At 63.5% G+C, this 14771-nt stretch carries 12 protein-coding genes; 6 read left to right on the top strand and 6 right to left on the bottom strand.

Translation table 11 applies throughout. The annotated features are described in order from the left end of the window. Nucleotides 1–113: 113 nt before the first annotated feature. A complete protein-coding gene (locus XH89_RS08630) occupies nucleotides 114–1376 on the top strand; it encodes a hypothetical protein (protein WP_194466662.1) in 1263 nt (420 codons plus the stop codon). 58 nt (nucleotides 1377–1434) lie between these two features. Here the strand turns inward: XH89_RS08630 and XH89_RS08635 are convergent, their stop codons facing one another. Continuing rightward, the gene (locus XH89_RS08635) at nucleotides 1435–2214 is read right to left on the bottom strand and encodes a L,D-transpeptidase (RefSeq protein ID WP_194466663.1); all 780 of its coding nucleotides are present in this window, start codon (nucleotides 2212–2214) and stop codon (nucleotides 1435–1437) included. Between the two features lie 384 nt (nucleotides 2215–2598). Here XH89_RS08635 and XH89_RS08640 point away from each other — a divergent pair, with 384 nt between their 5' ends. Further along, nucleotides 2599–2919 (top strand): hypothetical protein, encoded by a 321-nt coding sequence (locus XH89_RS08640; RefSeq protein ID WP_194466664.1) that lies wholly within the window; start codon nucleotides 2599–2601, stop codon nucleotides 2917–2919. Between the two features lie 57 nt (nucleotides 2920–2976). On the opposite strand, the gene XH89_RS08645 is transcribed toward XH89_RS08640, so the two are convergent. Then, complete coding sequence (locus XH89_RS08645) at nucleotides 2977–3738, bottom strand: ABC transporter permease (protein ID WP_194466665.1); 762 nt, start codon at nucleotides 3736–3738, stop codon at nucleotides 2977–2979. After that, nucleotides 3735–4658 (bottom strand): ABC transporter ATP-binding protein, encoded by a 924-nt coding sequence (locus XH89_RS08650; RefSeq protein WP_194466666.1) that lies wholly within the window; start codon nucleotides 4656–4658, stop codon nucleotides 3735–3737. The genes XH89_RS08645 and XH89_RS08650 overlap by 4 nt, the downstream gene beginning before the upstream one ends. Nucleotides 4659–4939: 281 nt before the next feature. On the opposite strand from XH89_RS08650, the gene XH89_RS08655 reads away from it, so the two are divergent. Beyond that, nucleotides 4940–5659 (top strand): hypothetical protein, encoded by a 720-nt coding sequence (locus XH89_RS08655; protein WP_194466667.1) that lies wholly within the window; start codon nucleotides 4940–4942, stop codon nucleotides 5657–5659. Between the two features lie 106 nt (nucleotides 5660–5765). Here XH89_RS08655 and XH89_RS08660 read toward each other — a convergent pair whose 3' ends face one another. Continuing rightward, on the bottom strand, nucleotides 5766–6617 hold the full coding sequence (locus tag XH89_RS08660) for an alpha/beta fold hydrolase (protein WP_194466668.1): 852 nt from the start codon (nucleotides 6615–6617) through the stop codon (nucleotides 5766–5768). Between the two features lie 59 nt (nucleotides 6618–6676). Next, nucleotides 6677–7372, bottom strand: a complete 696-nt coding sequence (locus XH89_RS08665; RefSeq protein ID WP_194466669.1) for an alpha/beta fold hydrolase — start codon at nucleotides 7370–7372, stop codon at nucleotides 6677–6679. A 138-nt stretch (nucleotides 7373–7510) separates the two neighbouring features. Between XH89_RS08665 and XH89_RS08670 the strand changes: the two genes are divergently transcribed. The 3 genes from XH89_RS08670 (at nucleotide 7511) to XH89_RS08680 (ending at nucleotide 9883) form a co-directional block, all read left to right on the top strand. Next, nucleotides 7511–8113, top strand: a complete 603-nt coding sequence (locus XH89_RS08670; protein WP_194468410.1) for an ABATE domain-containing protein — start codon at nucleotides 7511–7513, stop codon at nucleotides 8111–8113. A gap of 44 nt (nucleotides 8114–8157) precedes the next feature. Then, nucleotides 8158–8841 carry a haloacid dehalogenase type II gene (locus XH89_RS08675; RefSeq protein ID WP_194466670.1) on the top strand — a complete coding sequence of 228 codons (684 nt, stop codon included), beginning with the start codon at nucleotides 8158–8160 and terminating at the stop codon, nucleotides 8839–8841. A gap of 94 nt (nucleotides 8842–8935) precedes the next feature. Beyond that, complete coding sequence (locus XH89_RS08680; RefSeq protein WP_194468411.1) at nucleotides 8936–9883, top strand: LysM peptidoglycan-binding domain-containing protein; 948 nt, start codon at nucleotides 8936–8938, stop codon at nucleotides 9881–9883. Between the two features lie 115 nt (nucleotides 9884–9998). On the opposite strand, the gene XH89_RS08685 is transcribed toward XH89_RS08680, so the two are convergent. After that, the gene (locus tag XH89_RS08685) at nucleotides 9999–14768 is read right to left on the bottom strand and encodes a VCBS domain-containing protein (protein WP_194466671.1); all 4770 of its coding nucleotides are present in this window, start codon (nucleotides 14766–14768) and stop codon (nucleotides 9999–10001) included. Between the last annotated feature and the right edge of the window lie 3 nt (nucleotides 14769–14771).

Consider the following 14771-nt stretch of genomic DNA (forward strand, 5'->3'; position numbering starts at 1 on the left):
CCCAAGTGAAAGGACGAGCATATGAAATCTTGGCTCATGTCGTCCAGTGGTGCAGTTGACGGCGGCTGCGGAAAGCCAAAACTGGCTTGCAAAAGGGATCGGGAGCGATTCACATGCGGCTCGTGCTCATTGCAACGATGGCGGCTCTGATGGTTGGACAGGCGGCAGCCAGGGATGTGTTGTCGGGGGCGAGCCTTTACGCCGATGTGGCGCGCTACGCCTCCTTCGGCTTGCACCGCTTCGGCTCATCAGGCGATCGCGCCACGGCCGACTGGATCGCGGGCGAGCTCTCTGAGGCCGGCTACGCCATCAAGTTCCAGCCGGTGGTGCTGGGCCGGCAATATGTCGTCGAGCGGGCCAGCGCGGAAGCGGCCGGCACGTCGGTCGAGGCGACGCCGTTCTGGTGGCCGCCGGAGGACAAGGCCAGCTTCCATCTCTCTGCGCCACTCGCCCGCGATGGCGATGTTGCCGGGAAAATTCTCTGGGTCGATCTGCCGTTCGATCGCGGCGCTTATCTCGGACCTGCTCATCGTGCCGCGATCAGCGAGGCCGCCGCAAAGAAACCCGCCGCCATCCTGCTGATGATTGGCAATCCCGCCGACGATCGCTTCGCCTACAATGTCAGGCAGGAGGATGCGCCCTGGCCGGTGCCTGTCATCGTCGTCGGTGCAAAGGCGCGGGCGACGTTCGAACGCGCGCTGACATCGGGGGCGCCGGTGACGCTCGACGTTTCAGGTCATTACGAGCACGACGTCGCCAGTCGCAACGTCATCGCCGAAACCGGCATCGGTCGCGGGCCGACCATTGTCGTCTCCACGCCGATGACGGGCTGGTACTCCTGCGTCTGCGAGCGCGGTCCCGGCATCGCCAATTTCCTCGCGCTGGCGCGCACCGCGGCTGCGGAAAAGTGGCCGGCGCATTTCGTCTTCATCGCCACCGCCGGGCACGAAATCGGCCATGGCGGCATGGAGCTGTTCTTGAAGGATGGCGCGCCTGCGCCAAAGGAGACGCTGGCCTGGATCCATTTCGGCTCGTCGAATGCCTGCTACGCCTATGCGGAGGGCGCGTGCACCAATCGGGTCGACGAGGGACGCGCCCTCGTGCTGAGCAAGTCTGCGGTGCCGCTGACCGACGAGGCCTTTGCGGGAGTGGCGGCAAAACGTCTGGTGACCGAGAAGCAGGCTGTCGGCGAGCTGCGCGACGTGCATGCGGCGGGCTACGCCAATTTCCTCGGCTTGGCCGGCCTTCATCACACCTTCCACACACCGTCTGACGATCTCGGCGCGACCGGGCCTGAGATCCTCGAGCCGGTCGCCCGCGCCTCTGTCGACGCTGTGCGGAAGATCGTCGAACGCGGCGATGCCGCGTTCAAGTGAGCATGATCCGGAAAAGTGTGCAGCGGTTTTCCGAAAGGATCATGCTCAAACAGGAACCTCAGTTCTGGTAGTCGTAGTTGCGCGGCTGATAATACTGGCGAGGCTGCTGCTGATAATAGTAGCCTTGCTGGCCATAGCCCTGGTCGTAATAGGGCTGCGGTTGCGGCAGCTGCTGATAGACTTGGGTGCCGTAGGGGCGGTTGATCGGACGCGGTGCCGGGTAGCGCGCTCCGGTGTCGCTGCCGTCGGCCGGATAGATGTAATTGTCATCCTGCGGCATGTAGCGGCGGGCGGGCTGCGCCGGTGGCGTCAGATTCACGGGATCGCCTGTCGTCGCATACTGCTCCTCGCCCGGCTGCCCGGCGCGAGCCACTGCATTGCGACCGCGCGGATTGCGCGCCAGCGCCACCTGCGCCGAGCCGGTCAACGTCACCGTGGTGTTGAGGACGCCCTGCTCCTGCACCAGCGCGTAAAGCGTCGAGGCATTCTGGCGCGAGAGCCGCACGCAGCCATGGGACGCCGGCGTGCCGAGACGGCCGACCGAGTCGGTGCCATGGATGGCGTGCCCGATCTTGGTGAAGAAGATCGAGTGCGGCATCGGCGCGTCGTCGAATTCCTTGGAGTAGTGATCCTCTTCCATGCGGAAGGCGCGGAAGGCGCCGTTCGGCGTTTCGCGCGAGGGGATGCCGGTCGAGACCGGCCAGTGGTAGCGCGTGACGCCGTCGACCACGACGGTCATCTGCTGATTGTCCTTGTCGATGGTGATGTCGACCTTGGCCTGCGCGGTGCCCGCGCTCACAAGTATCAGCGAAGTGAAAGCAATAAAAAATGAACGCATCTGACGTCTGGCCTCCGGCCTGTTCACGCTGGAGCATGATCTGCAAAACGTTGTTTCTGTTTTCCGAAAAGATCGTGCTCAAACTATAACACCGCGGCTCTCCGTCCCCGGCATGCACTATGCCTGCAATCCGGCTTTCGTTCCAGCGGCGTGCAAAGCTAACCTTCCTGCCATCGTTAACGTGATGCGGGGCGTAAGCAAGGCCGCTTTGTGCCGCGTATGTCCCGAGGGTGCTGACATTTTCGCGAGCGAAAGATGCGTTCACATCGCCGACAATTCGTCACAAAGCCGCAACCATTTGGCCGCTTCGGGCGTTGATCGTGGCCTACCAGACGGGTGGCTTTCGCCGCCGTTATTCCCGCCGCTATTCCCTTGGGATCGAAGATGAACAAAGCCCGTATCGCAGCCTTGCCGGCCGGCCTGCCCGTCCGCCTGCTGTTCGCCGCCGCTGCCGTCCTGTTGGCGCTGTTGTCGCTGCCGCACTCTGGCCGTGCCCAGGGCATCGTGCGCGGCGCCCAGGAAGGCTCCTATGAAGGTAACAGGATCGCCGGGCCTGTGGGCGGTGCGGTCGGCGGCGTCGTCGGGGCCGGCGTCGGCGGCGCCGTTGGCGCGGTCGAAGGCGTGTTCGGGATTCCCCACCATCGTTACTATCGCCACTGCCACGGCTACTACGACGGCTATCACCGCTTCCACTGCTATCGGTAAATCCACCGCCGTCATTTCCGGGGCGTGCGGAGCACGAACCCGGAAATGACAATCGGATCAGTTCTTCAGCCGGTACCCGGTCCGGAAGATCCACCAGATCACGGCGAGGCAAATCACCAGAAACGCCGCCGTCATGCCGATGCTGACGGCCACGCTGACATCGGCGATCTCGTAGAAGCTCCAGCGGAAGCCCGAGATCAGATAGACGACCGGGTTGAGCAGCGCCACCGTACGCCAGGTCGGCGGCAGCATGTCGATGGAATAGAAGCTGCCGCCGAGGAAGGTCAGCGGCGTCACCACCAGCATCGGGATCATCTGCAGCTTTTCGAACCCGTCGGCCCAAATGCCGATGATGAAGCCGAACAGGCTGAACGTCACCGCCGTCAGCACCAGGAAGGCCAGCATCCAGACCGGATGATGGATATGCAATGGAACGAAGAGCCCGGCGGTGGCCAGAATGATCAGGCCCAGGATGATCGACTTGGTCGCGGCGGCGCCGACATAGCCGAGCACGATCTCGAAATAGGAGATCGGCGCCGACAGGATCTCGTAGATCGTGCCGGTGAATTTCGGGAAGTAGATGCCGAACGAGGCGTTGGAGATGCTTTGCGTCAGCACCGAGAGCATGATCAGGCCCGGCACGATGAAGGTGCCGTAGCTGACGCCTTCGACCTGGCTGATGCGCGAGCCGATCGCCGCGCCGAACACCACGAAATAGAGCGAGGTCGATACCACCGGCGAGACGATGCTTTGCAGCAGTGTGCGCCAGGTGCGCGCCATTTCGAACAGATAGATGGCGCGGATGGCCCGGTGGTTCATGACGCCCTCACGAGGTCGACGAAGATGTCCTCGAGCGACGATTGGGTCGTGTCGAGATCGCTGAAACGGATGCCGGCGGTGCGGAGGTCGCTGAGCAGGCTGGTGATGCCGGTGCGGTCGCCCTTGGTGTCGTAGTCGTAGACCAGCGTCGCGCCGCTGTCGCAGAGATCGAGCTTGTAGTGGGCAAGGCTCTCGGGCAGGGCGCCGAGCTTGCCCTGCAAATGCAGCGTCAGCCGCTTCTTGCCGAGCTTCTGCATCAAGGTCGCCTTGTCCTCGACCAGAACGATCTCTCCCTTGTTGATGACGCCGATGCGGTCGGCCATCTCCTCGGCTTCCTCGATGTAATGCGTGGTGAGGATGATGGTGACGCCGGATTGCTGCAGCGTGCGCACGACCTCCCACATGCCCTTGCGCAGTTCGACGTCGACACCGGCGGTCGGCTCGTCCAGGAACAGGACTTGGGGCTCGTGCGACAGCGCTTTTGCGATCATCACGCGGCGCTTCATGCCGCCTGAGAGCGTGATGATCTTGTTGTCCTTCTTGTCCCAGAGCGAGAGGTCCTTCAGCACCTTCTCGATATGGGCAGGATTCTTCGGCTTGCCGAACAGGCCCCGGGAGAAGCTCACGGTCGCCCACACGCTCTCGAAGGCGTCGGTGTGCAATTCCTGAGGCACGAGGCCGATCAGCGAACGCGCCTTGCGGTAGGAGGTCTGGATGTCCTCGCCGCCGACCAGGATCCGTCCCTCGCTCGGATTGGCGATGCCGCAGATGATCGAGATCAGCGTGGTCTTGCCCGCGCCGTTGGGGCCGAGCAGCGCAAAGATTTCGCCGCGCTTGATGTCGAGATTGACGTTCTTGAGCGCCTTGAAGCCGGACCCATAGGTCTTCGACAGATTGGCGACGGAAATGATGGAGGACATGGTGGCCGGTGGGGATGGGGAAGGGGGGCGCGAGAATCCGCCCTGTGGCGGGCGGAGACTAGCGGAGCCCTGAAATAGGAATGGCGTTGCCTGCCCGCAATTGCCCGGAGAAAAATGGTCTCAAAACAGGCCCTTCAGGGGCAGGTTTCAGGCAAGTGTTGCGCGATGGCCACGGATTGCGGCGAAGATCGCCGTTCACGCTGCTCTTTGTTGCGTCTGCGAGCAGGCCGTGGCTACGATTCCGGCCAATCGCGAAGCGTATGTCCCCAGGGAAACAATCGATGAGACCGAACGGCCGTCACACCGCCGCCGCCAGCCAATTGCCCACCATCCGCGCGTGGGCGATCTGCCTGCTGTTGCTGTCAGCTGTTGCCATGAGCCCGACCACCGCCAAGGCGGCGCCGAGCCAGGCCGTTGCGACGACGCATGTCTATCTGCTCCGCGGCGTGCTCAACATCTTCTCGCTCGGGCTCGACACCATCGGCGCAAGGCTGCAGGCCCAGGGCATCCCGGTGACGGTTGCCAATTTCGTGTCCTGGTCCTCGCTCGCCGACGAGGCCGCCGCGAACTACAAGGCCGGCCGGCTCAAGACCATCGTGCTGGTCGGGCACTCCTCCGGCGCAACCGCGCTGCCCGACATGATCGCCAAGCTGAACCAGCTCGGCGTGCCCGTGAAGCTCGCGATCGGCCTCGACTCCGTGTTCAAGACCAAGCTCTCGACCGGCGCCGAGCGCTACATCAACATCTATATCGGCGACGGTCCGGGCGAGCCGGTGCGCGCCGCCGCCGGCCTCCGTGGCAAGCTCGACAATGTCGACGTACGCGGCAGCGGCGTCGGCCACATCACCATCGACAAGAACGAGGCCATCCAGCGCCGCGTCATCGCCGAGATCGACGCGGCGATCGCCCGCTCGCGCGGTCCGGCTGGACCGGTCGCCGAACCCCGCGCGGCCCCACGGTCTGCGCGCGCAGCAGCAGCTGTGGCGCCGGCGAGGAACTGAAGCCTAACGCGTCAAATGCTGATCTGATTGTGCCGCCGCCGACTTGGTTGTCGACGGCGGCATTGTCTTGTCCGCGCTGACGGCATGCCGTAGCTGACCGCTCTCGCTAGGTTAGGAAGGCACGCATGGCATCCGCGATCTCGGTTGCGTGGGTCTCCAGCGCGAAATGGCCGGTGTCGAGGAATTTCACCACGGCGTTCGGATTGTCGCGCCTGTAGGCTTCTGCGCCGGGCGGGATGAAGAACGGATCGTTCTTGCCCCAAATCGCAAGGAGATGCGGCTTGTGCTTGCGGAAATAGTCCTGGAAGGCAGGATAGAGCGCGACATTGCTCTTGTAGTCGCCGAACAGGTCGAGCTGCACATCGCCCGAGCCACGGCGTGCCAAGTAGAAATTGTCGAGGTTCTGGCCGTCAGGCGATACGGCCGTCGGATCTGGAACGCCATGCGTATACTGCCAGCGTGTCGTATCCGGTGTGAGGAAGCCGCGTAGCGCCTCGCGATTGGCGGGCGAGGGGTCCTGCCAGTAGGCCTTGATCGGAGTCCAGCCGTCGCTGAGGCCGTCCTCGTAGGCGTTGCCGTTCTGCGAGATGATGGCGGTGATCCTTTCAGGGTGGTTGAGCGCGAGCCGGAAGCCGGTCGGCGCGCCGTAGTCGAAAACGTAGACGGCGAAGCGATCGAAGCCGATCACCTCGGTGAAGCGCTCGATCACGCGCGCGATGTTGTCGAACGTGTAGCGGAAGGTTTCGCGCGACGGCATGTCGGACTGGCCGAAGCCGGGAAGGTCGGGCGCGACGATGTGAAACTTGTCCGCCAGCAGCGGGATCAGGTCGCGGAACATGTGACCTGCGCTCGGGAAGCCGTGCAGCAGCAGAAGCTTCGGCGCGCCGGCGCGGCCGGCTTCGCGATAGAACACCTTGAAGCCGTCGACGTCGGCCGTGCGATATCTGGTGGAGGTCATGATAGTCTCCATTACTGGTGCCTTGACGAGATGAGATCCGATGCTCGTGCGGTGGCGCGCTACTTGCCGCTCACCGCGTACACTGCGTCGCGAACGATGTCGGCGACCGCCCCGGGCGCGGTGACGCCAGGGGTGTGATCAACGGCGAGGGCACGGATATTCGCCTTCATGCGCTCCGCCATGAAGCGCTGCGTCTCCGGAACGATCATGCGGTCCTGCTCGGCAATCAAGAACCAGCTCGGAACGTTCCTCCAGAGCGGGCGTCCCGCCGGGACGGTGATGCAATTCAACGAGATCGGCCGCTGCACGGCAGCCAGCACAGCATGATCTTCCGCGGCGGCGTTCTGCGCGAAGGCTGCGGCGAATGCGTCCTCGGGCAGCCAGATCAGGCCGTCGCCGTCAGGCGCAAGCTTGGGGGCCTGTGGGTGCGGCGGCAGGCGATAGAACACGTCCGCAACCTTCTCACCTTCGTCAGGCGCCAGCGCCGCCACATAGACGAGGGCCTTCACGCGCTCAGGCCGTGCGAGGGCGATCACGGCACCGGCATAGGCGTGCCCCGCGAGCACGATCGGACCATCGGTGCGATCCAAACTGCGGTTGAGGGCGGCGACATCGTCCGCGAGCGAGGTCAGCGGCAGCGGTGCCGCCTGCGCCTTGATGTCCTCGGCAGCGAGCGCGGTAACGACCCGCGCCCAACTCGACCCGTCCGCCCACGCGCCGTGGGTCAGGACCACCGTGATGTCGCTCTTGGCCATCGCTGCCTCCATGTAACCTGTTTACTAGCTTCATTAGGGTTATTATCGGGGCATGGTAACTTGTCAATAGGTATTTTACAGGTTACATTCGGATTAATTCCGGCTGGGGAGCCAAAGGTGCAAAACAGACCGCCTGCCATGTTTATTGCCGACTCGCTCGGTCTCGATTTCCTCAATTCGATCGCGACACCGGTCGATACGCCCGTCGACTGGATCGACGATGGCGACGGGCTGATCGATTGGCTCGCGCAGGCGAAGCTGGCGCCTGCGGACGAACTGGAGGCGCTCAGCGCGCAAGCCAGTCCTGACGAGTTGGACGAGGTCGCGGATCAGGCGCGGGCCTTGCGCGAATGGTTCAGGGGATTTGTCCGCACGCATGCGGGTCGGCCGCTCGCCGCGACGGCGCTCCAGGAACTCGGTCCACTGAACAGTCTCCTGGAACAGGACGAGGTCTTCCGCCGGATCGAACCGCGACACGACGACAGCCATCATGGCCTCGCGCTGCGGACGGCGCGGCGGTGGCGATCACCGCAGTCGCTGCTGTTGCCGATCGGTGAGGCGATGGCGAAGTTCGTCTGTGACGAAGACTTTTCCGACGTGAAAGCGTGCGAGGGCCATAACTGCACGTTGATGTTCGCCGACCACACCCGTCGCCGTGCGCGGCGATGGTGCATCATGGCGGTCTGCGGCAACCGAGCCAAGCAGGCGGCGCATCGGAGCAGGCTCAAGAGCCGTCAGTAGTCGGGCCGGGGGCAAGAAACGGACCGGACAAGGAGTCCAACACCATGGCTGATCTTCCCCTGATCGTCTTCGACGTCAACGAGACGCTGCTCGACCTGCAGACGATGGAGCCGACCTTCGCGCGTATCTTTGGTGACAAGGACGCGATGCGCCTGTGGTTCGCCAATTTCATCCTGTATTCCTCGGCGCTCACGGTCGCCGGCTGCTACGTTCCCTTCACCGACATCGGTGCGGCCGTGATGAAGATGCTGGCGGATACCAAGGGCATCACGATCGACGAGCGTGACAAGAAGGAACTGACCGAGCGGTTCTCGACGATGCCGCCGCACGCCGAAGTGCCTGCGGCGCTGCGCAAGCTGCGCGCCGCCGGCTTCCGCCTGTTCACGCTCACTGACAATCTGCTCGAGGTGCAGACGCGCCAGCTCACGCATGGCGGCATCGTCGATCTGTTCGAGCGGCGCTTCAGCGCCGACGGCGTCAAGCACCACAAGCCATCGCGCCAAGCCTACGCCTACGTCGAACGTGAACTCGGCGCCAGTCCTTCGCAGTTCTGTCTGATCGCATGCCACACCTGGGATACGCTCGGTGCTGTTGCCGCGGGCTGGGAGGCGGCCCTGATCAAACGCGTAGGCAATGACCTGCTCGGTGTCGGTCCGCAGCCGCAGATCGTTGGCGACGATCTCAACGATGTCGCCGACCAGCTGATCGCGCGCCACAGAGCCGGTTGACCCGGCGGGCTTCGTGCCCCAAAAACCACCCAATCGGCGGTCACTAACCGCCGCGGGGAGGCCCTTGCCTCCTGTGGTAGGACTGCGGGACTTGATGATCAATCCAAGGCGATTTGTGGTGTTGGCGGCCGTTGCGCTGCTCGCCTTGACCCCCGTGTTGGCCGCGGCCTCGCCCGCCAAGCCGAAGCCGGCTGCAAGCCCTGTGGTCGCGCCGCCGCCTCCTGCTCCGCCAGCCGAGCCGCTGCCGCCGCCAAAGATCTACCTTTTTCGGGGCGCCATGGGGCCGTTCTTCTCGACCGGCATGGACCGGCTCGACGAGAAGCTGACGGCGGCCGGCTTCTCGGCCGACGTCTATGAATTCACCTTGTGCCGGCTGATCGGCAGCCGCGCCATCTCCAGCTACAAGGAGAGCCCGGCGCCGATCGTGCTGATCGGTCATTCCATGGGCGGGCTGTGCTCGGTGCTGATCTCCGAGATGGCGGCCAAGGAGAACATCCCGATCAGTCTCGTCATCACCATCGATCCTGCGCATGCGACCGACGACGTGCCGCTCAATGTCGAACGCTTCATCAACATCTTCCTGTCCGACAGCGTGCTTGGTGGCGGCGACGTGGTGGCGGTGCCCGGCTTTCGCGGCCACTATGCGAGCTACGATTTGAAGCTGAACAGCCGCGTCTCGCACATAAACATCGAGAAGTCGGACGACATCCACCGTCAGATTCTGGAGATGGTGACGCAGTTGCCGCGTATCCAGGCCCAGACGCAGGCCGATGCCGTGCCGCTGCGTTATCAGGTCCCCGGAGATACGCTGGTCGAATTGTGGGACAGCGGCGTGCGCATCCCGGTCCGTGCCGGCGACACCATGGAGAGCATCGCGGCGACCCATCGCGTGCCGGTCTGGGCCATCGCGCAGGGCAACTCGCTTGCCGAGACTGCGACGCTCACGCCGGGCCAGTCGATCATCGTTCCCAGGCATCTGACACCGCCGGATGCCACGGCCGCGATGGCGATGCCGCCGCCGGCGCCGGCCAGGCGGAAGTAGAGCCATGGCGATTTGTTGCGGCCAACGGGGGTGGGTTCCCCCTCCAACTGGCAGGTAGCCTCACGCAAACGGCCCGTGATAGGTGGACAGCATGCGCATGTTCAGCAGACCGAGGTCACACCAGGAGATCATGCGGTGCGTGAGACGCGGCCAAACCGGCCGGGACGTGCGCGCCGTCGTCCAGCTGTGGAATCTCGCCGGCTGTCGGGGCGCCACCGTGACCGTCGGCATGTGCCGCGTGTTCATGATGATCGGGTTGTGTCGGGAGATCGTCTAGGAATGCGACGCCCGACTTCTCGATCGCCGGATTCAGGAAGTTGAAGGAATCGCCGGGTCCGGACGGATGTGCCGGCGCGTTTCCGTGGGAGTGCTGCGCGTCGTCTGCCGCAGAATGCAGTTTGTCATTGGACTTGTCGGACGCCTCCATCGAAGCGCGATTGTACTCGTCAGCTTGAGATGGAATCGTATGAGCGTTTCCGCTGTTCACGAGGCCTTTCTGAGAAGCGACGTCAGGAGCGTTGCTCGTATCGGCGGAGCTCGCACGGCCATGAGACTCCGCGGACCTGCCGTCGCCGAGATGCTGGTCGATGGCAGGGAGCGCATCGGGCGCGCCGGAAGCTGCGGCATGATCTTGCTCCAACATGCCGGTCTTGCCAACTCCCTTCGCTTCGACGCTGTCGTCGCTCTGCGATGGTTCGAAGACAAACTTGAAGGGCTCGGCCGATAGCGAATGGATTGCTGCTTCGGAGAGGCCGGGCGGTATCGCCGTCTCGCTGGTGGCGGAAGAGGCGATGTCGTTGCTCCACCAATCGATATCTCGACCGGTATCGAAAGAATAGCCCACATCGATTGCGGTCGAACTTGCGTCCAATGAAACAGAGCCGTCACTGTTCGTCGCCTCGATGGGGGCGACGGTGGTGCTTGATGTCATGACCACGGCGTCGCCTTGCGTTGCGACGGTCGGATCGGTTGCAACGGTCGGAGCGAGCGTGTCGCTCGCCGCCAGCACCGGTGCCGCGGTTTGATCCACGATGAAGTCCGACGCTTCGATGGTCGCGATACCCTGCAGATGAACTTCCAGCAGGCTGGAATCGCCGATCTGGAGGGTTTGATCGGTCGGGTTGACATAGACGACGGTTTCGTTGGCTGAGCTGTCGTAGATCCAGGCGATAGTGTGCGCCGGCACGAACGAGCTTGTGGAGCTCAAGGCCAGGATCGCGAATCCGAGCGCGCCGAACGCCGTCAAGTCGATCTTGTCGGTCCCCGATACGAAATCGGTGATCGTATCGAATCGGCCGGCTCTGGAATCCGCCACCGACAGATAGACGAAGGTATCATCGCCGTTACCACCCGTGAGCTTGTCCGCGCCGAACCCGCCGATGATGGTGTCGTTCCCGTTGCTGCCGTCGATAGTGTCCTGTCCGGAGCCGCCATAGAGCACGTCATCGCCGTTGTTGCCCTTGATCGTATCGTTGCCCGATCCGCCAAAGATGGTATCGCTCACGCCGGTGCCGTTGATGGTGTCATCACCGGCGCCCCCGTAGACGGTCTGGGAAACGTTGCCGCCGCCGGCGATGCTGTCGCCTTCGGGAGTACCATAGACGAACGGCGGGTTGGATACGACGGTGCTTCCCATTGCCAGATTGTCGAAGTCGTTGGGATCTGCGTCGCTGGCACCATGAATGGTGATCGTCACCTCTTGCGTGGTGCCGTCGATGGCCGTCACCGTGAAATGGTCGGTGAGCGTATCGCCGACGTTGAGTGCGTCCACCACGCTATTGTTGTTGTCCAGCGTATAGGTCCATACGCCTGACGCGGTCATGGTGAAGGTGCCGTAGCCGCCATCACTTGCAGTGGGCGAGATCACCTCCGTGAAGGTGTTGGCGAGATTGTCGACGTCGATATCAGTGAGCGTACCGGTCGCGATCGGCGTGCCCGGAGCGATGCCGCCGGCTTCGAGCACCGAGCCTGTCGTGCTCCCGGAAATGATGGCGGCGTCATTCGCGCCGGCGATCGTGATCGTCACCAGTTGCGGCGTGCCGTCGGCCGTGGTCACGGTGAACTGGTCGGTCAGCGTGTCGCCGACATTGAGTGCCTGGACCGTGCTGTTGCTGTTGTCGAGCGTGTAGGTCCAGGTGCCAAGCGCCGTCATCGTGAATGTGCCGAAACCGCCCGCGCTGGTTCTTGCCGTGATCACTGGCGTGAAGGTGTTGGACGGGTTGTCGGGATCGACGTCGGTCAGTGTCCCGGTTGTAGTCGGCACGCCAGGTGTACCATTGGCGACGCCTCCGGCCTCGGTCACCGAGCCGGTCGTCGCTCCGAAGAGGGTCGCCGCATCGTTGCTGCCGTTGATCGTGATCGTCACCGTCTGCGCCGTGCCGTCGGCCGTGGTCACCATGAAGCTGTCGGTCAGCGTGTCACCGTTGTTGAGCGCCTGCACCGCGCTGCTGGTGTTGTCGAGCGTGTAGGTCCACACGCCAGTCGCGGTCATCGTGAAGCTGCCGTAGCCATGCGCGCTCGCCATCGACGTGCCGACCGGCATGAAGGTGTTGGCGAGGTTGTCGACGTCGGTATCAGTGAGCGCGCCGGTCGCAACCGGCGTGCCAGGAGCCATGCCGCCGGCTTCGAGCACCGAGCCTGTCGTGGTCCCGGAAATGATGGCGGCGTCATTCGTGCCGTTGATCGTGATTGTCACCAGCTGCGGCGTGCCGTCGGCCGTGGTCACGGTGAACTGGTCCGTCAGCGTGTCGCCGACGTTGAGTGCCTGGACCATGCTGTTGCTGTTGTCGAGCGTGTAGGTCCAGGTGCCAAGCGCCGTCATCGTGAAGGTGCCGAAGCCGCCCGCGCTGGTTTTTGCCGTGATCACTGGCGTGAAGGTGTTGGACGGGTTGTCGGGATCGATGTCGGTCAGCGTCCCGGTTGCAGTCGGCACGCCAGGCGTCCCATTGGCGATACCTCCGGCCTCGATCACCGAGCCGGTCGTCGCTCCGGAGAGGATCGCCGCATCGTTGCTGCCGTTGATGGTGATCGTCACAGTCTGAGCCGTGCCGTCGGCCGTGGTCACCATGAAGCTGTCGGTCAGCGTGTCACCGTTGTTGAGTGCCTGCACCGCGCTGCTGGTGTTGTCGAGCGTGTAGGTCCACACGCCGGCCGCGGTGATGGTGAAGCTGCCATAGTTCTGCGCGCTTGCTGTCGGTGCGTCGACCGGCACGAAGGTATTGGCCGGGCCGTCGACATCCGCAACGACAAGCGTGCCTGTCGCGATCGGCGTGCCGGGCGAGGTTCCGTTCGCCTCGACGACCGAGCCGGTCGCGGTCCCGGAGATGATCGCGGCGTCGTTGCTGCCCTGGATCGTGATCGTCACGACCTGGGGAGTGCCATCGATACTCGTCACGGTGAACTGATCGATCAGCGTGTCGCCGACATTCAGGGCCTGTACCTTGCTGTTGCTATTGTCGAGCGTGTAGGTCCACACACCACTGGTCGTCATCGTGAAGGTGCCGTAGCCGCCGGCGCTCCTGACCGGCGAGCTTACAGACGTGAAGGTGTTGGGCGGATTATCGACATCCGTGTCCGTGAGCGTGCCGGTTGCCGTTGGCATGCCGGGCACAGCGTTGGCGACTCCGCCGGCCTCTACCACCGCGCCGCTGGCGTTGCCCGAGATGAGGGCCGTGTCATTGACGCCGTCAATGGTGACGACGAAGGTTTGGCTCGTCGTGACTTGGCCGTCCGAGACCGTGATCACGAAGTCCGTGGTTGTCGGCGACGACAGGGCATTGATGGCATCCGCGTTCGGAACGAACGCGTAGGCGCCGGATGCGCTGTTGAGATAGAGGGTGCCATAAGGTCCGACCTGCGAGAAATCGTATGCCTGTCCATTCAGGACAGTCGTGCCGGCCGTCCCGCCGCTGAGACCGTAGGTGAGCACGACATGGAGCTGGCTGCTGGCGTTGAAAGCGCCGGTTGTCGTGGCGAAGGTGTCGTTGAATTTGAACGTGTCGATTTCGGTTGGGCCGGTCGGCACGTTCAGTACCGGCAGCGGGTACTGGATTAGGGTGGCTTCTACCGGCACCAGTGCCGGAACAAGGTTCGGCAGAACGATCGAGTGATCCGAATTGAAGTTGATTGGCTGTAGCTGGAGCGTGTCGACGGCAGGCGGCGTACTGGATCCGGTCGGACCTCGCGTGAGATTGGCGAGCACGTCCTGTTGGGCTGCGTGCAGCTCTTCCATGCGAGCAGCGTTGTTGGCAACTTGGTTGACGCTGATCGAGGAGCCGATCCTGTTCAGGACGACGGTTTCTCCTGGGTCATCGACAATGATGTGGCGCGGCACCCGTTCCTTGGTGATGAGTTCGAAGACGCCGTGCTGAAGGTCCTTGTAAGTGATCGTATCGTTATCCAGAGACGCGCCGTCAGGGTCCGCGCCTCGCGCTTCCTCTATTGTCGAGAAGATCAACGCCGCCATCGTCAGGATGCCGAAGCCGGTGCCATGGGAGCGGCCACGAACGCAACCAAACGGCGTGTCGACCGTCAGCGTGCCGCCGTTTGCCAACTGGCCGACCCTAAACGCAAAACTTCCGCCGGCGACTGCAACGATTGTCGAGCGCGATGCGGAATTGGACGCGTATTCGCGCAGCTCGACGCGAGATCCGCTGGCGACGTTGAATACGGTGTCGTCGAGAAGCCGGATCCCGATTTGCGCATCCGCAGCCGTCTCGATTACGTCATGGCACCAGACAAGGTCACCAATGCTGACCTGAACGACCGGGCTGTCGTTGCGCGCGAGGGTGACGTATCCCGACGCGCTGTGAACGATGCCAATGATCTGGTGGGGGAGAGGTCTGAGGTCCCCATTCTGGGGTCCGACGCCAAAAGCAACTGACATGGC

Source organism: Bradyrhizobium sp. CCBAU 53340 (assembly GCF_015291645.1).
Classification (GTDB): Bacteria; Pseudomonadota; Alphaproteobacteria; order Rhizobiales; family Xanthobacteraceae; genus Bradyrhizobium.